Here is a 19,588-nt window from a genome sequence, read left to right on the forward strand (position 1 = left end):
AGTTATACTTTTACCAAGACCGAACGGAACGATGCCGCAGTGCTTGGAATAATCAAGTGATATGAAGGAGTGCACGTTATGGATATGAAGCAAAGCACAATAGAGCAACAATGTCTAGATCAAGCTAGACTCGAAGCCAATGGCATGTATAGCAGCCAATTTGAAAAGGATGCGTGTGGCATGGGATTCGTTGTTAATATTAAGGGAAAAAAATCTCATGATATTATCGACGATAGTTTGCGCATTTTGGAGCGCCTTGAACATCGTGGTGGTGCCGGTGCCGATAAGGACACAGGTGATGGTGCCGGTATTTTGGTGCAAATTCCGCACGAGTTTTTCAAGCGTGAGTGTGAAGTGCTTGGTATTAATCTGCCTGCAGCTGGCGAATATGGCGTAGGTATGGTCTTTGCCCATAAATATGAAAGTCTCCGTAATGAGCAAAAACGAATTCTCGAAGAGGTTGTACGCGAAGAGGGGCAAGTTGTTCTCGGCTGGCGTGAAGTACCGGTTGATGGTACAAAGGTTGGTAAAGAGGCTGCGGCGATTCGTCCTTGGATGATTCAAATCCTCATCGGTAAAGGCCCCGATGTAACTAACAATAAGGAATTTGAACGCAAATTATATATTATCCGTAAATTGGCGGAAAAACGCATCATTCCATTAAGCAAGGAATTATCCAGCGATTTTTATATCGCATCTTTGTCTTCTAAAACAATCGTATATAAAGGTATGCTAACACCTGGTCAATTGCGCGACTTCTACCTTGATTTGAGCGACCTTGACTTTACATCTGCGTTGGCAATGGTTCACTCTCGTTTCAGTACGAATACATTTCCAAGTTGGGCTCGGGCACATCCTAACCGTTTCTTAGTTCATAATGGTGAAATTAATACAATTCGCGGTAATGTAAACTGGATCAATGCTCGTGAAGGTAAAGCGGAATCTCCATTGTTCCCAGATATCAAAAAGGTATTCCCCGTAGTAGATGATAGCGGTTCTGACTCTGCTATGTTTGATAACACATTGGAATTCTTGCACATGACAGGCCGTTCTTTGCCTCATGCAATCATGATGATGATTCCTGAACCTTGGGAACGCAATAATCTCATGAGCCGAGAAAAACATGATTTCTATGAGTTCAATAGCTTTATGATGGAACCATGGGATGGTCCTGCGGCTATGGGCTTTACCGATGGTACCGTTATCGGCGGTGTGCTTGACCGCAATGGATTGCGTCCCGCTCGTTACTATGTGACAACAGATGACCGCGTTATCATGGCTTCTGAAGTTGGTGTTGTAAACGAAAATGCTGAAAACATCCGTGCTAAAGGTCGTTTGGAACCAGGTAAAATGCTTCTTATCGATACAGATGAACAACGTATCATTTCCGATGAAGAAATCAAACATCGCGTTGCTACTGAATTACCGTACGATGAATGGGTAAAAGAACACGTTATTCACTTATCTGAAATTACTCAGGCCGATGAAAGCTCCATTCCAAAAATTGAAGATTTATTCAAAAATCAACAAGCCTTTGGTTATACTCAAGAAGACCTTGTGCGTATGATTGTGCCTATGGCAAAAGATGGTAAAGACCCTGTAGGTGCCATGGGTGCCGATGCGCCTTTAGCTATCTTGTCTGATAAACCACAATTGCTATATAGCTACTTCAAGCAAATGTTTGCACAAGTAACAAATCCTCCTATCGACTCTATCCGTGAGGAGATGGTTACATCTACACGGGTCATGCTTGGTAACTCTGGTAATTTAACAGATCCTAACAAAGCAGGAACCTATGCATTATCCATGCGTACACCAATCCTTACAAACCAAGAGTTGGCGTCCATCAAAGCTCTTGATTGTCGTCGCATGAAATCCGTAACCTTGCCAATTCTCTTCGATCCTACTAAGGGTGCTGAAGGCTTGCGTGATGCGCTAAATGATTTATGCGAAAAGGCAGAAGAAGCAGCTCGTACAGATCAAAATGTGTTGATTTTATCCGACCGCGGTGTCGATGAAAATCATGCACCAATTCCAGCATTATTAGCTGTAGCAGCTGTTCATAATCATTTGATCGACAAAGTGTTGCGTACAGAAATCGGCCTCATTCTTGAATCTGGTGAACCACGTGAGGTTCATCACTTCTGTACATTAATTGGCTATGGCGTAACGGCTGTCAACCCATATTTAGCACTTGAAACGGTTCGAGATTTACAAGCTCGTAAACGTCTTGGTGATATTACACCAGAAGAAGCAGAAAAGAACTACATCAAGGCCGCTGTGGGTGGCATCATGAAAGTTATGTCTAAAATGGGTATTTCCACAGTTCGATCCTACCACGGTGCACAAATCTTTGAAGCATTGGGCTTGAATACTAACTTCATTAACAAGTTCTTTGTAAATACGCCAACGCGTATCGGCGGTATTGGCCTTGGCGGTGTAGCACATGAAGCCTTGGCTCGTTATGAACGGGCTTTCAAATCCGATGAAACTGTACTCGAACCAGGCGGTTGGTATGGTCCTGTAAAAGATGGAGAAGAGCATTTGTTCAATCCTAAGACGATTGATTTGTTACAAGAATCCCTTATCAACAGCGATTATGCTAAATATAAAGAATACTCTAAAGCGATTCGCAACGATTACCACGTTACATTACGTTCCTTGATGGAATTGAACTATCCAGTAGGCGGTGGTATTCCTATCGAAGAGGTTGAGCCGGAAGAGTCTATCGTAAAACGCTTTAAAGCGGGCGCTATGAGTTACGGTGCCATCAGTAAAGAAGCGCATGAAGCGATTGCTATCGCTATGAATCGTTTAGGCTCTACATCCAACTCTGGTGAAGGTGGCGAAGACGTAGCTCGTTTCAAACCATTGCCAAACGGCGACAGCATGAACTCCGAAGTAAAACAGATTGCATCTGGTCGTTTCGGGGTAACAGCGAATTATTTGATCAATGCAAAAGAATTGCAAATTAAATGTGCTCAAGGCGCTAAGCCAGGTGAAGGTGGCCAATTACCGGGCAAAAAGGTATATCCTGAAATCGCGAAAGCTCGTCACTCCACTCCTGGCGTTGAGCTCGTATCTCCACCACCGCATCATGATATTTACTCTATCGAAGACTTGGCTGAGTTGATTTACGATTTGAAATGCGTCAACAAAGATGCGCGTATTTCCGTTAAATTGACATCTGAAGCAGGTGTTGGTACGATTGCTGCTGGTGTGGCGAAAGCAAAAGCAGATAACATCTTGATTTCCGGATACGATGGTGGTACTGGTGCGGCAGGTCGTACATCTGTTAAACACGCTGGTGTGCCTTGGGAATTAGGTTTGTCTGAAACTCATCAAACCTTGATGCTCAATAGATTGCGTGACCGTGTTCAATTAGAGGTAGACTCTAAGTTGATGACCGGTTTCGATGTGGCTGTAGCAGCTATGCTCGGTGCAGAGTTGTTCGGCTTTGGTACATTGCCACTCGTTGCAGTAGGCTGTAAAATGGCTCGTGTATGTAATCTCAACACATGCCCTTACGGCGTAGCCACACAAGACGAAAAATTGCGTGCCCGCTTCACAGGTAAGCCTGAGTATGTAGAAAACTTGATGCTCTTTATCGCTCGTGAATTGCGTGAAATCATGGCTCGTTTAGGTATTCGCTCCGTAGCTGAACTCGTTGGTCGTATCGATCTTGTGCGTCAAAAATCTCAAGATGATAACTTCAAATTGTCTCGCGTTGATCTTAAACGTATATTGTTCCGTCCGTACATCGATTCCTCTGTAGGCCATATGCATATGGTTGACCAAGATCACGAGTTGGAACGTACCTTGGACATGTCCAAACTCTTGCGTATGTGCCGTCCTGCTATTGAGGACCAAAAACCGATTCGCGCTAAATTGGCTATCACCAATATCAACCGCGTTGTAGGTACGTTGGTTGGTTCTGAGGTGACTCGTCGTTATGGTGAAAGCGGCTTGCCAGACAATACAATCAAGTTGAATTTCGAAGGCTCTGCGGGTCAATCCTTCGGTGCTTTCATCCCTAAAGGCATGACACTAGAACTAGAAGGAGATGCGAATGACTACCTCGGTAAAGGCTTGTCCGGCGGTACCATCACTGTATATCCGCCGAAAGCATCCATCTTTGAAGCTGATGAAAATATCCTTATCGGTAACGTTGCCTTCTATGGTGCAACCTCTGGTACATCCTACATCAACGGTGTGGCCGGTGAACGTTTCGCTGTTCGTAACAGTGGTATTACTGCCGTTGTGGAAGGTGTCGGTGACCATGGCTGTGAATACATGACTGGTGGCGAAGTGCTCGTGCTCGGTAAAATCGGCCGTAACTTTGGAGCAGGTATGTCCGGTGGCTATGCGTACATCCTCGATTGCGATGAACGCTATGTCAATACAGGTCTCGTAGAATTACGTACAGCCAATAATGATGACCTTAAACGCATTAAAGAACTAGTAGAACAACATGTATTGCATACAAATTCCGCTAAAGGCCGTCACATCCTTGAAAACTGGAATAACTTTGTAAACAGATTTACAAAAGTTGTGCCTGTAGCATACGAAGAAATGCAAGCTGCTATTGAACGCTATAAAGAACAAGGCTTATCCTTAGAAGAAGCACAATTGGCTGCATTTAAAGAGAAATATGCAAAATAGAATAATAAAATAGTTATAATAAAGACTCCCACTAGTTAATTCTAAAGAAAACTAGTGGGAGTTTTTTATTGTCTTTAGACTAGTTCGCGACGTAGTCGCGAATCATAAAACCACCCGCTATGCGGGTGCGGCAACGAATGTTATACAAAAAAATCACCTTGCTTAAGGATAATATAGGTGTTCAAGCCGTATTATATGCAAAAGAAAGGTGGTTTTATATGGCAACAAAGATACAAAGTCTTGCGCGCACAAAATGGTTATGCAAATACCACATAGTATTTACACCTAAGTATAGGCGTAAAGTTATATATAATCAATATAGAAATAGTTTACGTGAAATACTGAGGCGTTTATGTGAATATAAGGGCGTCAAAATTATAGAGGGGGAGCTCATGGCAGATCATGTGCATATGTTAGTATTAATCCCACCTAAAATAGCAGTTTCATCTTTTATGGGATATTTAAAAGGTAAAAGTGCACTTATGATGTTCGATAAACACGCAAACTTAAAGTATAAATTTGGAAATAGACACTTTTGGTCTGGGGGATATTATGCTAGTATAGTAGGTCTAAATGAGGCAACAGTAAGAAAATATATACGTGAGGAAGAGTTGCATGATCAAATGAAGGATAAGTTGAGTGTAAAAGAATATGAGGACCCTTTTAAGGGTAGCAAGTAATACATATCCCCTTTGAGGGAAAGGTTACGAGTCAATGGCTATGTGGCTTGAACGTAGTGAAAGCCAGCGTCTTTAGACGCTGGCCTAGTATACAGGCTTATAGCCTGTGAGCAACCCTCCCCGTTTTATGGGTGGTTCTGATTTTTACATATCGAACATATACTGTTAAATATATGTGAGCGTAAGTTTTTAAAATAGTATTTTTAAATACTTACTATAGAATAAGTTTTTAAAATAGCATTTTTTTAAACTTATTTTGAATAAGTTTTTAAAGTAGGTATTTTAGAAATTTATTCTAAAATATCTACTAATTTGGTAAAGATAAAAATACTTTTTCTTGGTGAACCTATTTTAGAGAGGTAGCCTAGATCAGTTAATAAATTGAGTGTGCTATAAACAGCAGTTTTGCCTAATTGTGTATGTCGGATAATATCGCTAGGGGTGGCACGTAACTTATCAAAAATAAAATCGATAATTTGTATATGTTCTGTTTTTTTTACATGCTCAATCATTTCTTTATAGAGGGAGATAATATTTTTTGCAGACTGAATATGAAGGCTGCTTTCTTCTTCAACACCAGCTAGGAAAAAAGAAATCCAATCTTCCCATGCTTGATAATAGTCAGGTGAGTTAATATCTGCTTGAGAAATATTATGAAGGCATTCTTTATATTTATTGTCATTGGTCGCAAAATAACGACTGATATAAAAGACAGGGTATGGAATAGAGCCTTTAATAAATAGATATAATGGGATTAATAGACGACCAACACGGCCGTTCCCATCTTTAAATGGATGTATCATTTCAAACTGTGCGTGTATAATCGCAATTGCAATTAAGTGTGTAATTTCATTTGCGGAGTTGATGTAATCAACTAAGTTTTCAATATACTCTTCGGTTAAATAAGGTGGCAAAGGGGTAAAATTACCAAGAACTTTATTAGCAATATAATTTTGTTCTGTTTTAAATTGCCCCGGAGCTTTAGATGCACCCCTCACATTATCAGATAGCAAAACTTTATGGAGCGCACAAATCATATTTTTGGTAATAGAAATATCTTTTTCTTTGAATTCAGCAAAGGCATATTGTATAGCTATTATATAGTTTTCAATTTCTTTTATATCATTTTTTATAATATCAGTAGATGGAGTATTGTTTATGACATCCTCAATAGTTGCAATTGTTCCCTCAATTTTAGACGAGAGTACGGCCTCTTGGACGGTTAATGCAGATATTAGAATTGTAGGATTTGGAATATTTTGTAAGTATCCAATAAATCGTGATAATGATGAATCCCCATTGATTGCATTTTTTAAGAATGTTTTGGAGGGTATAAGTTGATCGATAACATTAGTTATTGGTAGTTTAGGTGGAATATGAGGTGTAGGAAAATCTCTAATTGGCATTTTTACCTCCCAATATATTTGTTGATAAAAAATTGCATAATATATGATAATTGAAGTTTATGTTCTCATGAAAAACTATATTTTCAATAGCTTTTTATGCCTTCTTTATATAAATTATTGGACGAAAAGAAGAGTATATGAGCGCTTGAACGTATATAAAGGTGATTGAATGTTCAGTTACTTTAGGGGAATAATATTTACAACTAATATTTTTTGAATAGCTTTGAGGTAAAATATCCCAAATGGGATGTTAATAATTTTATTAATCTTAGGCTGCCTATTTCTTTTACTCTGTCATTAAATGTAGTATGTTTTAATCTTGATTTTGTACGAGTTTTATTATAATTTATTCCTTGATTAGTTATTAGTTATTAAATATTTCTTGTTCTAACAGTACTCTTAGATTAATAAAAATCTTTGAAATATAATCTATTCATTAAAATATTAGGATTGTTTTGTGATGAAATATTTTTATTAATAGAAAAGAGAATTCTTGAATTAGATACAAATAGATTTAAAGGCATCTCCAAATGGCGTGATTGAGTACATCCCTTTATAAACTTCTACTTTAGTATATAACTCTGGATGGCTTTCAACTAAAAGTAAACCCTTCTTAAATTCAATTAAATTTTCATAAGGTGTATAACAATTTTGGTCAACAAGACTCATGATATGGTCTATTTGAACTAATCCTAATCTATTAAGATTATTTATTGCTATAGAAGTGTCAATATTTATTAAGTCAGGAATATCAGGAATAATAATTAAGTCTTCTTTTGTTTGCAACGAATAAGTTGCTTCATCTTTATAATATAAACGAATTTCACCTATGGGACCTACTTTGGGAAGTTTGGATAATAACAAGGCGTCATGTGGTGAGAGTTGTTTGATAATCTCAACGAAAGAATGATGGAGATTGCTTTTCTTTCGTGTATCCATATCAGCTGTTATTAGTTTAGCAAACATTTCTCTAATGGATTTTTCCTCGATATAGAATTTTGATGCCTCTAAAGCTGGTCCAATAATACTTAAGTTTGGCTCACTTTTATATTCATCAGGAATATTGGTATAGTGAGTTTCTACAGACTGTTTAAACTCTAAAAAATCTTGTTCATGTTTAATGATCCTTTTTTTGGCCCATAAATTAACTGGTGCGAAACAAGCGTTCCAAATATTGGAGAATGTTTCTCCGGTTGCAGTTGCAATAGGATTTAAGGATTTATTTATAGGTTCTGGTAGATTAAGATTGATATTAAAATCCACAATGCTCACCTTCTTTTTAATGTACATTATTGAGTTAAAAGTGAATGATAGGGATAAAGCTTAAAGATAGAGCGTCTATAAAATAACATATGTTTTATTTGTTATAAATTAAATAGAGAGTAGTTTGCTGATGATGAAAACTTTAAGATAAAGTATCCAAGTTCAAAAGTCTAGTGATAGAGCAGATAAGGATCTGTAACAAATTAACTCTAAGTGGTTAGTTGATAATATATATAATATTTTTTTTCAGAAATAAGTTTATATTGGTACATACAAGACTTATATATACTCATTATACTAAAATTTATTTTAATATTAAAGATAAATGAGAAAATTATGAGGGGTAAGTATTTTGACTATAGATGCTTTTTCATGTATAATATTTGTATTGCAATATTGGATCATGGCAGTTCTCGGGCCTGTGCAATGGGGGCCTGTGAATCGTGTCAGGACTGAGAGGTAGCAGCACTAAGCGGTAACCTTCATGTGCCACGGGGAACCCGGGGGCTGTCGTGATCGAATATTGCAAGGCGGCCTGTGGGGCCGCTTTTTTTATGTCTAATTGATGGGCTCGAATGACTAGTGTAAATTACTGATAAAACTCTATAAAATGAGTCAGATTTTCTTGAATATGGTATAATAAAGTATTGTAAGTTTCGGAAAAAGGGGGGTGTTCCAATGGCATATATTGCGCTATATCGTAAGTATCGTCCGCAGACATTTACCGATGTAGTCGGTCAGCATCAGGTGTCTGATACATTGATGCGCGCTATCCGTGAGGATAAGGTAGCTCATGCCTATTTATTTGCCGGTCCACGGGGGACTGGTAAGACGAGCATGGCGAAGATTTTTGCGCGCGCTATCAACTGCGAGTATGGTCCAACGGATCACCCTTGTAACGAGTGTAGTGCTTGTAAATCGATTTTGAGTGGACAGTCCATGGATGTTCTTGAAATCGACGCCGCATCAAATCGTGGTATCGATGAGATTCGTGCTCTCCGTGAAAGCGTCAAATTTATGCCTGTTGAAGGGCGTAAAAAGGTTTTTATCATAGACGAAGCCCACATGCTTACTACAGAGGCGTGGAATGCGCTTTTAAAAACCATAGAAGAACCTCCTGCTCATGTGATGTTTATCTTTGCGACTACAGAAATTGAAAAATTGCCTGTTACTATCGTGTCTCGTTGTCAGCGCTATACTTTTAGACGTATTACTTCTGATGACATCGCACAGCGTTTATCTTACGTAGCAGAAAAAGAAGGCTTTGGTCTTGATTCTGCAGCGGCGCAGCTCATTGCTGTTCATGCAGATGGTGGCTTGCGTGATGCCTTGAGTATTTTAGACCAATGTGCCGGTATGGCAACGGGCTCTATTACACCGCAAGTGGTGGAAGAATTAATCGGTCTCGTAAGTAAGGAATGGATTATTCACTTCCTAGATGCTTTGCGCAATGGTGATGGCCCTAAAGTATTATCCTACGTTCACGATGCTTTGGCAGAAGGTCGCGATGCAACGCAGATTATGGAAGCTCTTATTCAACATGTGCGCGCCTTGCTCGTTGGTAAGGTGGCTCCTGATGCAGATGAACTCAAGGTATACGATGCCTTTAAGGATGAGTTTCTAGCTCAGGCCAATAGCGTTGATTTCAATGAACTTAACCAATATGTGCGTAGTGCTCAATCCATCATGAATGATGCGAAACAAGTGGACAATCCACGAACCATCATTGAAATGGGTCTACTCGTGCTTTGTGCTAAATTAGGCGCTGTTGATGGAAGTTTGGAAGACCGTGTATATGCTCTAGAAAGTGCTGAGCGATCTGAACGAAATGATTTATTGAACCGCATGGCTCAATTGGAACAACGAGGTCCAGCGGCTCCTACATCAGCTTATGGTGCTAATGCATTTGCTCCACCTAGCGGCTATGCGAACAGCTTTGTTCCTGTAGATAATGCTGCTGTACAGAATTCTTCCATGAGTAGTATTCAAAATACTGCTGTTGGCACTGTGCCACCTCCAAGCAGCGTAGGTATGACACCACCGCCTGCGAATGTGGGTATGACTCCACCGACTGCGAGTGTAGGTATGACGCCTCCACCGATGGGAGCACTAGGTAGTACACCGCCTCCGATGAATGGAGTGGGTATGGCTCCGCCACCAATGGGCGGCGTTGGCATGGCGCCACCACCGAATAATGGGGACCCAGTTTCCCGAAAAACCATGAGAAACCAAGCTAAAGGTCGCGGTAAAAAAGGCATTAGTACACAGGCCCTTATCAATGAACAAATCTTATCTGCTCAAGAGTATCGCAATGTACAGTCCAATGTGATTAAATACTTGAAGGATAGTAATCGCAATATGACCTCTACCGTTATCGGTCAAGGTCAGCTGGTGTACGTAGACCAAAGCAAGGCGGTCATGGCCTTTAAAAATACATTGCATCTCAATGTAATGACCAATGAAGTGAACTTGGCGGAGGCGGTTGATGCTTTCACTTATACACTGGGCTATGCAGTACATGTAGAAATCGTGGATGCCCTCACGCAAGTTTATAAAGACTATAAAAAGGCTGCTGGTAGCACCACACAACGTCAAGTAAAAGCACCTCAACGACCACAAGAACCGATGGTTGACGTAAAGACGACCTCCGGTGCGGAACCGACACAAATGGATTTAACCAATGATCCGCAAGAGAGTAAACCTGATTCTGCAGCTGTGGACGCGGCTAAGGCTGCGGCGATGGCGTTTTTAGCTAAGAAAACAGGCGGTGCTGTTGCAAATACAGCAGTTAGTGATAGTGCGAATACAAGTACAATAGATGCATCAGAAACTGCATCAGGAGCTGATGTAGAAACAGAGTCGGCATCCGTTGGTGATGTGCCGATCACATCTTTTGATGGTAGTCCATCTAATCAGGTTCCTGATGGTGAGATTCCTATTGAGTCTCTAGCGGGTTCTATTGAAGGGGATGATATTCCAGTTCATTCCTTTGATGATGTGCCTGTAGATGATATGGAGGGTTCTTATGTATCATCCTTAGATGATATGCCACCACATCCATTAGATAGTGTGACTGTTATCAGCGAGGATGGTGAAGTGTTAGAGCGCCCTATGGATAGCGGTGCGCATATCGAGGTGGAAGCTGTCCCAAAGTCTGATGGGGGTGAACCTCGTGAGGAAACCCCGCATCAAGGTGATGACAAAACTATGCTTTCACCAGCACCTATTGAAGTAGAGGCTATCGATAGTGTTACGGTGGCTCGAGAATACGCCTGGGATCCAGAGCATATGACAGAAGAGGAACGAAACAATCCTCTCTTGGCGGAAACATTAGAAAAATTATCTGAAGACCATGACATCATAGTCGAGGTTATCGAAGAATAAATAAAAAAGTAATTGTTAGATAATAACCTTTGGCTTTCGGGCTATTAGGTGACACATATGTAATAAATCTATGTCATATATTGTTAATGATGTGGACTTAGAATATTAGTATAGGACGATGTCCTAAAAGGAGGAAATATAATGTTTGGTAAAGGTATGGGCAACATGGCTGGCATGATGAAAAAAGTTCAAAAGATGCAAGCAGATATGAAGAAGATGCAAGAAGAGTTAAAAACTCGCACTGTAGAAGCTTCCGTAGGTGGCGGTGCTGTAACCGTTGTGATGAACGGTGAAAAAATCATCGAGTCTTTGAAATTGAATCCTACAGCTGTTGATCCTGAAGATGTGGAAATGTTAGAGGATTTAGTAATGGCTGCGGTAAACGAAGCTAGCAAAAAAGTGGACGACCTCTTGGCTCAAGAAATGGGCAAAGTGACTGGTGGTCTAAACTTGCCAACAGGTTTATTCTAAATGACAAACGCTTTAGAACGGCTCGTAGAACAGCTGCGCCGATTGCCTGGCATCGGCTCCAAGTCGGCTAGACGCTTGGCTTATCATTTGGTAGAAATGCCGAAGGAAGAGGTAGACCGCCTCGTGGAAACCATCGTAGAAGCGAAGGGGGCTACGCGTCACTGTTCTATTTGCTTTAACTTATCAGCTCAAGATCCTTGCGAGTTTTGTAGCAATCCAAATCGCGATCAAACGACAATCATGGTTGTTGAAACATCTCGCGATGTCATTGCTATCGAGCGCAGTGGTGATTATAAGGGCTTGTATCATGTATTGGAAGGCGCTTTGTCCCCTATGGAGGGCATCGGTGCTGACGATATTCGCGTAAAAGAATTGATTGCACGCCTTCGCGATGGTGTTGTACAAGAGGTTATTCTTGCGACAGACCCGGATGTCGAAGGAGAAGCAACAGCTCTGTATTTGGCGAGATTATTAAGTCCAAGTGGCATTAAGGTAACGCGCATTGCCCGCGGTGTTCCTGTGGGTGGCGATATCGAATATGCCGATGAATTAACGCTAGGCGGTGCCGTAGTGAACCGTCAAGAAATGAAAGGATAATAGTATGGGAGCTTTATTAGCATCACCGATTATATCGGCGGTTATTTCCATTGCTGTAGCCTACATTGCTTTCAAAGTAGCATTTTTCACCATTAAACGGGTGGCTATGAATGTTGTGATTGGTGGGTTAACCTACTGGGTATGCGTTCATATACTTAATATTCCAATGGATATTGGGGTGGGTATTTGGGCATTAACAGCAATTTTAGGCCCTATTCCTATGGTCTTAGCTGCTATATATTACGGCATTAAATAACAGGAGGTTTTTATGCTTATCAATCGTGAACAACAACGCGTTATTGATGAAGTGGAACAGAATATCCTCTTGTTAGCGTCCGCTGGGACGGGAAAAACGAATACACTTGCTTATCGGGTGGCTCATCTCATCGAGGGTGACTATGCGAAGGCGGAGAATATCTTGTGCATGACCTTTACGAACAAGGCCGCAAACGAGATGAAAGGCCGCATTCAATCGCTCGTGGGCAGTCCTGCAAAGGCTGTGGAGGTTAGTACATTCCACAGCTTTTGCTTTTTCATTCTCCAACAAGAGGGAAAGCGCAACGAAACCTTGTACACGGATGTGACCATCTTTGACGAAGAAGACTGCAAGGAACTCTTTGAACCATACCGTCCTGGTAAATTGCGAGAAATGTCCTTTGCTAATGTTATCGCTATGGTGAAAGAATATCGTTCCTTATATGGCTTTTATTCTGATGACCTTCTAGGGGATTACAAGCGGACAATCGAACGCTTACAGAAGGAACAGCGCGAAGCCATTGAGCAGCAATTCTCTAGCTTTGGCAATGTCCTCTACAGTGAACTCCATGATTTCTTGAATCATGGTCACGAATGGATTGCTGCGTATGATGAAAGCTTAGCTTCCGTGCACGGCCTAGATTTTACAGATCTCATCTGTGGTGTTCATCGCCTATTTCAAGACCCTGTAGTTCGTGAGCGCTGGCGCAGCCGTTACAGCTATATCTCTGTAGATGAAATGCAAGATACAGGCGTACTAGAGTACAAAGTTCTAGAAATGTTGTGGGAAGGTAATCACGTACTTTTGTGTGGTGACTATTTCCAAACCATATACGAATGGCGTGGCTCCGATCCGTTCCGCTTGCTTAAGCAATTTGATGCGGATTTCAAGCCCTTGAAAATCATCTTTTATGAAAACTATCGTTCTAATTGGACGCTCTTTACGATGGCTTTCAAAACCTTACAAAATATGTTCCCTGACCTGGTTGGGTCTATCTACACTGAATTACCTCGTGCCAATAGTGAAAGCAAGGGTAAGCCTGTTCTCATTAAAGGTTGTAAAAATAGCTACCTTGAGGGCCGCTATATCTACGAAGCTATCTGCGCCTTACCGAAGGATGCTAATATCGGCGTTCTCGTGCGGGATAATAAAAAGGCACAGCAGCTAAGTGATTCTTTTGAACGTCTTAACGGCGAACGACCTGAAGAGGAACGTCGTCACTTCATGATTATAGACGAGTTTAAATTCTTTAGACGTCAAGAAATTAAAGATGTTATGGCCTACTTCAAACTGCTCATGAATCCAAACGACTCTGTCAGTGCGAAGCGCATTATCAAGCGATATGTTGCTGGTATTGGTGACGCTCGTATCGCTGCGATTGAAAGCCCAGAGACGCGCCAAATAGGTTTAAAATTGACAGATTTTATGGATATGCCTATCTTTGAGGCGGAGCCTTATGCAAAGCTTGTCAGTGGCTTAGAGCAGCACGAAGTAGTTGTTTATGACGTGGAGAGCACCGGCACAGATACGTCTCAAGACCGCATCATTCAAATTGCAGCTATCCGCATCGATGAAAATGGACAGGTTTTAGAGGCCTTTGAACGCTTTATCAATCCTGGTATACCTGTTGGTCAATCCGAAGAGGTACACGGCTTCTCCGATGCGTATTTACAAGAACACGGCGAAGAGCCAGCTATAGTGCTACAAGCCTTTAAGGAATTCTCCAAGAATGCTATTATTGTAGGTCACAATGTAAACTATGATGTGACCATCTTTACGAATGAATTGGCGCGTCATAACTTGGGCAATCCCGAGTTCAAGGCTATTTACGATACCCTCGATATCTACCGTCGTTTCTATCCTAATTTACCAAATCATAAATTGGGCTTTCTTGCATCTGAGTTTCCTATCCACCATGAGCCAACGCACAATGCGATGGACGATATTTTAGCCACTGCACAGCTTTTAATCTATGCGGTGAAAGAAAATATCGTACCGACCACAACGGGTCGCATGGTAGCTATTAATAAATATAAGGCAGCTTTCACGGATATCGCCTCTCAAATGGCGACCTTGCGTAGAAAAGCCTATACGGAGATGCCAACGAAATTATTGGCGTATATCATGAACCAAATGGGGGTTTTAGAGTACTATAAATCTCATGGGGAAGCGGCTAAAGTAGAGCATATACGCGATTTGTATCGCATCATGGAAAAACTAGATGCGGCTTATGAAGGGTCTGCTGGTTTGGCTCGATTAAACCAAATCTTACAGATGGCGGCCCTTACGGCGGGTGAGCCTGCGCAGCAGGTACGAAATGAAGATCGCATTCCTATCATTACCATTCACCAAGCGAAGGGTAGCGAGTTTGACCATGTATTCTTGGCTGGGCTAAATGAAGGAACTTTCCCAAGTCTCTTTGCTATTGCAGAAGGTCGTGAAGACGAGGAAAAGCGTTTGTTCTATGTGGGCATTACTCGACCTAAGCGAGAATTGACTATTACCTTTGAACAGACAAATATAAGAGGTCGAGCTGTTCAACCAAGCTCGCTACTCAACTATATGCCACGAGATTCTGAACTCGTAGAAAGGAGATACTAATGGCGCGAAAAACACATCGTCCTGATGATATTCTGTGGAGCGTGACCGCTGTAGATATAGACGCTGTGCTTAGTCAGAAATATGCAAAACAAAAGCTGTCTAATAACGGTCAAGATGTATCAAGTAGCAATCGAGATATATCGAGTAGCAATCAAGACATGTCAAGTGGTGATCTAGAACATACTGGCGAAGCATGTGATATTTCACTTGGCGAAGTGTTAGATACTAAATATCCTCGAAAGTCCTTAGTTAAACTCTTTGAAGAGAAATTAATCCACATTAATGGGCATAAGGCTACACCAAAGGATGCAATCTCCGTAGACGATGAGATCTGGATTGCTATGGCTAAAGAGAAGATTGACCACGATCCAATTGAAATGGACTTATCCGTTTTATACGAAGACGAGGATCTTTTTATTGTGGATAAGCCAAGTGGTGTGACGGTGAACTCTAAAGATCAACTATCTCTTGCCAATGGTGTGGCGCACTATTTTAAAGAACATGGTATCAAGCGAAAGGTACGTTTCTTGAACCGTTTAGATCGAGATACGACGGGCTGTATTGTCATTGCTAAAAGCGGTCTAGCTCAAAGTCTTTATCAACAACAAATGGATGATAACACCTTTGAAAAGTGGTATATGGCTACTGTAGAAGGCATTGTAGAAGCTGATGAGGATACTTTAGTATTCCCTATGGAACGCAGTGCTGATGGTATTCATTACGAAGTAAATGCAAAGGGCAAAGAGACTCGCACAGATTTTTCCGTCCTATGTAGACATTCTTCCCAGCCTGTGGATAACTCTGTGAATAAGTCTGAAAATTCTGTGCATATAGGACTAAAAAATGTGGATATAGAATTAGTAGATGTGGACAAAAATAATCCAAATGTGGACAAAACTGTGTATAAGTTCAATAAATGTGGATATACTGAGGTTTTAGTTCGTTTGTACACAGGGAAAACACATCAAATTCGAGTAGCTTTCAGCCATTTAGGGCACCCTCTTGTAGGAGATACATTATACGGTGCACAACCCACGGGACAGCCATTCCAATTACGCGCTCAAAAGGTAGTATTTACACACATGCGCACAGGAGAGCGTATTACGGTTACGGTATAATCTGATCTGGTTAACTCGTTACGTAATACAAAATACTAGTTTGTTAGTCATAAGTTTGTACTATACATTGTGAAGTCACAATACATCAAAATTTCTAATTGAGAAATGAGAATTAATGATAACTCAGTAAAATCAATAAGTTTAAAAATATTTTTCAAGAAAAATAATGACAAATGATAATCGATAAGCTATAATATAAATAGGAGCAAATCGATATAGTTCAATTTAAGAACTATAAATCAGAATGTAAGAGGTGTAGTATGATTTTACAAGATAATGGTGCAGCACGTAATCGGGGGATTACGCTTGCCAGTATAAAAGGCATTATAGGTAATGTCGTTCTCGTTATTTTTAAAATGATTGTGGGCCTTGCGTCTAATTCCATCGCCATCATCCTTGATGCAGTAAATAACTTAACAGATGTATTGTCCTCTGTATTAACTATTGTGGGTACGAAATTAGCCGCCAAAGGGGCTGATAAGGAGCATCCATTTGGTCATGGTCGTATAGAATATATGACTACTATGGCCATAGCTTTCATCATTCTCGGTGCTGGCATTGGATCCCTTAAGGAATCTGTGGAAAAAATTATTCACCCTGAGGTATCTACCTTTGATATTCCAGGCCTTGTTATCATCGCTGTTGCCATCGTGGTGAAAATAGTGATGGGCCGTTACATCAAGGCACAAGGAGAAAAATATAAATCCGATGCACTCGTAGCATCTGGTATAGATGCCCTTTTTGATGCGGTGATTACCTTTGCTACATTGGTATCTGCAGGCTTAGTATTTTTCTTTAACTTTGATATTCAAGGTTATGTGGGCGCTGTTATTTCTGTTTTGATTTTAAAAGCGGCGTATGATATTTTACGTGAAATGTACAACCATTTGCTTGGTATTCGAGCAGATGATAATTTAATCCGTAATATTAAAGAAACTATCGCACAGCATCCGAATGTGGGTGGTGTATATGACTTGGTATTAAATAGCTATGGTCCGGGAGAAACAATTGGTTCCGTTCATATTTCTGTACCAGATACGATGACAATGGCAGAAGTTCACCCATTAACAAAGGGCATTGCGGTTCATCTTTATAAAAAGTTTGGTATCAATATGACTGTTGGTGTATATGCTGAAAACAAACCAAGTGTAGAAGTACTTGAAATTAGAAAAGCTCTTGATCAAGTTATTAGTTTATATACACATGTAGTACAAGTACATGCCTTCTACGTACAAGAAGAAAAGAAGGTTATCTACTACGATATTATCTTTGACTTTGACGAAGAAGATCCACATAGTACATTAGAAAAAATCAAGGCAGAAATGCAAAAACGTTACCCTGACTATACACAATTCGCTATTGTGGATACGGATTTTAGTAACTAATTTAGTAATATTGATTTTGATATTTCTGCGAATAGAAACATCTAAGTATATCTCTTTACTATATAGGATAATTTCATAACCAATATTATAAAATTAAAGGCTTTTACCAGTAATTGACAGAATATAATCGGTCAAGAATTGGCAGAAGTCTTTTCTGTTATTAGTCGACAGATTTAGTTATACTATAGGTAAGAGAGGTGGTCCTATGTTGCAATGGATACAAAAGCATTATATTGTTGGTTTTTTGCTTTTACTTATCCTTATTTTGTGTGCCTTACACCTTAGTGGTACGAGAAATGAGGTTCGAATTTTACCAAAACAAGGGGTAATTATAGAAAAGGATATTGCGGTTGATATTAATCGTAATCCTACTGCGGCATTAAAGATTCTGAGTGCATCTAATTATTCTGAATCGTATACTATCGATGTATTACCCATTTTAAAACAATATAACTGTTATATTGTTGATTATCTTATTATTAATGAGGAACTATATCTACTCGGATGCTCTAATGATACTATTCCTGATATGAAGTTGTATCCACTTTTGATTTTTAAAATCAATGATACATCTTTAGTTTCTAATATTATTGGATATGATTTAGATAAATTTTCTGCTTCCTTAGATTATATAGATGGAAAAATTATAGCCTCTAATCGAGATGGAGAATATATTATAGATGCTAATTTATCTGCTTCTAAAATAGTTGATACAGATCCACGTTTGGTTCAACAAAAGAAAGAAAGTAAACATGGTATTAAAAATGATAAAGTAATATTAGACTCTCTTATTCCTAGAGAATTATATATAAATGGTAAGGTAGGAGATACTTATTTGCTCACGGTTACTCCTCTTATATATGCGAAACCAAATATGAATTTACCTTTTGATTTTTTTAAAGCTGAACAGTATTATGGTATTCCTATATATGAAAATATGATGTTGTTCTGGAATGTTAAGACTGATGAGATGGAACGCTATGAAAATCTAAAATCGATTACCTCTTTTAATATTAAATATATGGATATGAACTACGATACTAAACGTTTTGAACGATGGAACCAAATCATTAATAGTGTCAGTCCTAAAAATTAAGTATGACTTGATATTAAACTGTTTAATGAATATAATAGAATGTGTTGTATAAAATATAATTTGTTTTGATGTATCCTAACTAAGGAGAGATGGAATGAAAAAAATTGCTCTTACCGCATTAGCTGTAATGGCGGTTGTTGGTATGTTCGCGGTTCAGCCTGCAGATGCAAAAAAGGTAGAACAAGATCCAGTAGTGGCACCTATTGATATGCCTATGAATGATGAAATTCAACAGGTTAATGGTGTGTCTAAATCAACAAATAAAGAAACACGACGTTTGTCTAATAATTTAGCAGAAGCTACAAAAGTGATGATTAAAAAGAATTGGAAGACCATTTATATTAAAGCTGTTCCTACGGGAGATAAGGATGCTGTACGCTTTTATTACAAAGATAATAGAGGTCAAGTATACAATGGCCAAGTCATTAGAAATACAGGTCTATCCAAGGGTAAATATATGGCCGGTTCTTTACATCAAACAGAGGCCTTGCAAGAATTAGTTAATCACTTGCAACAGAATGGTCAAGAAGTACCATCCTCTATTGATATCATAATCACTCAAGAAGGCTATCGCATTAAGACTATCTTTAATTACAATGAAGATACAAGTAACTTACCAGCATATCTACAACAATATGAACAACAAAACTTCCCGTCAATGAAGTAAAA

At 39.7% G+C, this 19,588-nt stretch carries 13 protein-coding genes and 1 other RNA gene; 12 read left to right on the forward strand and 2 right to left on the reverse strand.

All coding sequences use genetic code 11. From position 1 onward, the window contains the following. Nucleotides 1-78 precede the first annotated feature (78 nt). Nucleotides 79-4,662 carry a glutamate synthase large subunit gene (gene gltB, locus HMPREF0874_RS05525; protein ID WP_039965218.1) on the forward strand — a complete coding sequence of 1,528 codons (4,584 nt, stop codon included), beginning with the start codon at nt 79-81 and terminating at the stop codon, nt 4,660-4,662. A 218-nt stretch (nt 4,663-4,880) separates the two neighbouring features. Continuing rightward, nucleotides 4,881-5,342, forward strand: a complete 462-nt coding sequence (gene tnpA, locus HMPREF0874_RS05530; protein WP_008602252.1) for an IS200/IS605 family transposase — start codon at nt 4,881-4,883, stop codon at nt 5,340-5,342. A gap of 290 nt (nt 5,343-5,632) precedes the next feature. Here the strand turns inward: tnpA and HMPREF0874_RS05535 are convergent, their stop codons facing one another. Further along, complete coding sequence (locus HMPREF0874_RS05535; protein WP_008602254.1) at nt 5,633-6,748, reverse strand: Fic family protein; 1,116 nt, start codon at nt 6,746-6,748, stop codon at nt 5,633-5,635. A gap of 498 nt (nt 6,749-7,246) precedes the next feature. Next, nucleotides 7,247-8,011, reverse strand: coding sequence for a DUF4393 domain-containing protein (locus HMPREF0874_RS05540; protein ID WP_050760777.1), 765 nt, complete (start codon nt 8,009-8,011; stop codon nt 7,247-7,249). 410 nt (nt 8,012-8,421) lie between these two features. Between HMPREF0874_RS05540 and ffs the strand changes: the two genes are divergently transcribed. The 10 genes from ffs to HMPREF0874_RS05585 all read left to right on the forward strand — a co-directional run bounded on the left by ffs (nt 8,422) and on the right by HMPREF0874_RS05585 (nt 19,586). Further along, nucleotides 8,422-8,521, forward strand: an RNA gene (gene ffs, locus HMPREF0874_RS09945) — signal recognition particle sRNA small type. Between the two features lie 168 nt (nt 8,522-8,689). After that, nucleotides 8,690-11,395, forward strand: coding sequence for a DNA polymerase III subunit gamma/tau (gene dnaX, locus HMPREF0874_RS05545; protein WP_008602258.1), 2,706 nt, complete (start codon nt 8,690-8,692; stop codon nt 11,393-11,395). A 141-nt stretch (nt 11,396-11,536) separates the two neighbouring features. Continuing rightward, complete coding sequence (locus HMPREF0874_RS05550; RefSeq protein ID WP_008602262.1) at nt 11,537-11,866, forward strand: YbaB/EbfC family nucleoid-associated protein; 330 nt, start codon at nt 11,537-11,539, stop codon at nt 11,864-11,866. Next, nucleotides 11,867-12,463, forward strand: a complete 597-nt coding sequence (recR, locus tag HMPREF0874_RS05555) for a recombination mediator RecR (protein ID WP_004694915.1) — start codon at nt 11,867-11,869, stop codon at nt 12,461-12,463. A gap of 4 nt (nt 12,464-12,467) precedes the next feature. Then, nucleotides 12,468-12,719, forward strand: a complete 252-nt coding sequence (locus tag HMPREF0874_RS05560; RefSeq protein WP_004694917.1) for a hypothetical protein — start codon at nt 12,468-12,470, stop codon at nt 12,717-12,719. A 12-nt stretch (nt 12,720-12,731) separates the two neighbouring features. Further along, entirely contained in the window at nt 12,732-15,320 is a 2,589-nt protein-coding gene (locus HMPREF0874_RS05565; protein WP_008602266.1) for a 3'-5' exonuclease, read from the forward strand. Continuing rightward, a complete protein-coding gene (locus tag HMPREF0874_RS05570; protein ID WP_039965219.1) occupies nt 15,320-16,438 on the forward strand; it encodes an RluA family pseudouridine synthase in 1,119 nt (372 codons plus the stop codon). Before HMPREF0874_RS05565 ends, HMPREF0874_RS05570 begins: the two co-directional genes overlap by 1 nt. A gap of 260 nt (nt 16,439-16,698) precedes the next feature. Continuing rightward, complete coding sequence (locus tag HMPREF0874_RS05575; protein WP_008602270.1) at nt 16,699-17,823, forward strand: cation diffusion facilitator family transporter; 1,125 nt, start codon at nt 16,699-16,701, stop codon at nt 17,821-17,823. A gap of 205 nt (nt 17,824-18,028) precedes the next feature. Then, complete coding sequence (locus HMPREF0874_RS05580; RefSeq protein ID WP_008602272.1) at nt 18,029-18,919, forward strand: hypothetical protein; 891 nt, start codon at nt 18,029-18,031, stop codon at nt 18,917-18,919. Nucleotides 18,920-19,013: 94 nt separating this feature from the next. Continuing rightward, the gene (locus HMPREF0874_RS05585; protein WP_008602274.1) at nt 19,014-19,586 is read left to right on the forward strand and encodes an immunity protein YezG family protein; all 573 of its coding nucleotides are present in this window, start codon (nt 19,014-19,016) and stop codon (nt 19,584-19,586) included. Nucleotides 19,587-19,588: the final 2 nt, after the last annotated feature.

It is taken from the genome of Veillonella sp. 6_1_27 (genome assembly GCF_000163735.1).
Lineage (GTDB): Bacteria > Bacillota > Negativicutes > Veillonellales > Veillonellaceae > Veillonella > Veillonella parvula_A.

Bases quoted from the DNA above. Each gene is read 5' to 3' on its own strand.
- gltB (WP_039965218.1), top strand. From the start codon at position 79: ATGGATATGAAGCAAAGCACAATAGAGCAACAATGTCTAGATCAAGCT.
- tnpA (WP_008602252.1), top strand. From the start codon at position 4,881: ATGGCAACAAAGATACAAAGTCTTGCGCGCACAAAATGGTTATGCAAA.
- HMPREF0874_RS05535 (WP_008602254.1), bottom strand. From the start codon at position 6,748: ATGCCAATTAGAGATTTTCCTACACCTCATATTCCACCTAAACTACCA.
- dnaX (WP_008602258.1), top strand. From the start codon at position 8,690: ATGGCATATATTGCGCTATATCGTAAGTATCGTCCGCAGACATTTACC.
- HMPREF0874_RS05550 (WP_008602262.1), top strand. From the start codon at position 11,537: ATGTTTGGTAAAGGTATGGGCAACATGGCTGGCATGATGAAAAAAGTT.
- recR (WP_004694915.1), top strand. From the start codon at position 11,867: ATGACAAACGCTTTAGAACGGCTCGTAGAACAGCTGCGCCGATTGCCT.
- HMPREF0874_RS05560 (WP_004694917.1), top strand. From the start codon at position 12,468: ATGGGAGCTTTATTAGCATCACCGATTATATCGGCGGTTATTTCCATT.
- HMPREF0874_RS05565 (WP_008602266.1), top strand. From the start codon at position 12,732: ATGCTTATCAATCGTGAACAACAACGCGTTATTGATGAAGTGGAACAG.
- HMPREF0874_RS05570 (WP_039965219.1), top strand. From the start codon at position 15,320: ATGGCGCGAAAAACACATCGTCCTGATGATATTCTGTGGAGCGTGACC.
- HMPREF0874_RS05575 (WP_008602270.1), top strand. From the start codon at position 16,699: ATGATTTTACAAGATAATGGTGCAGCACGTAATCGGGGGATTACGCTT.
- HMPREF0874_RS05580 (WP_008602272.1), top strand. From the start codon at position 18,029: ATGTTGCAATGGATACAAAAGCATTATATTGTTGGTTTTTTGCTTTTA.
- HMPREF0874_RS05585 (WP_008602274.1), top strand. From the start codon at position 19,014: ATGAAAAAAATTGCTCTTACCGCATTAGCTGTAATGGCGGTTGTTGGT.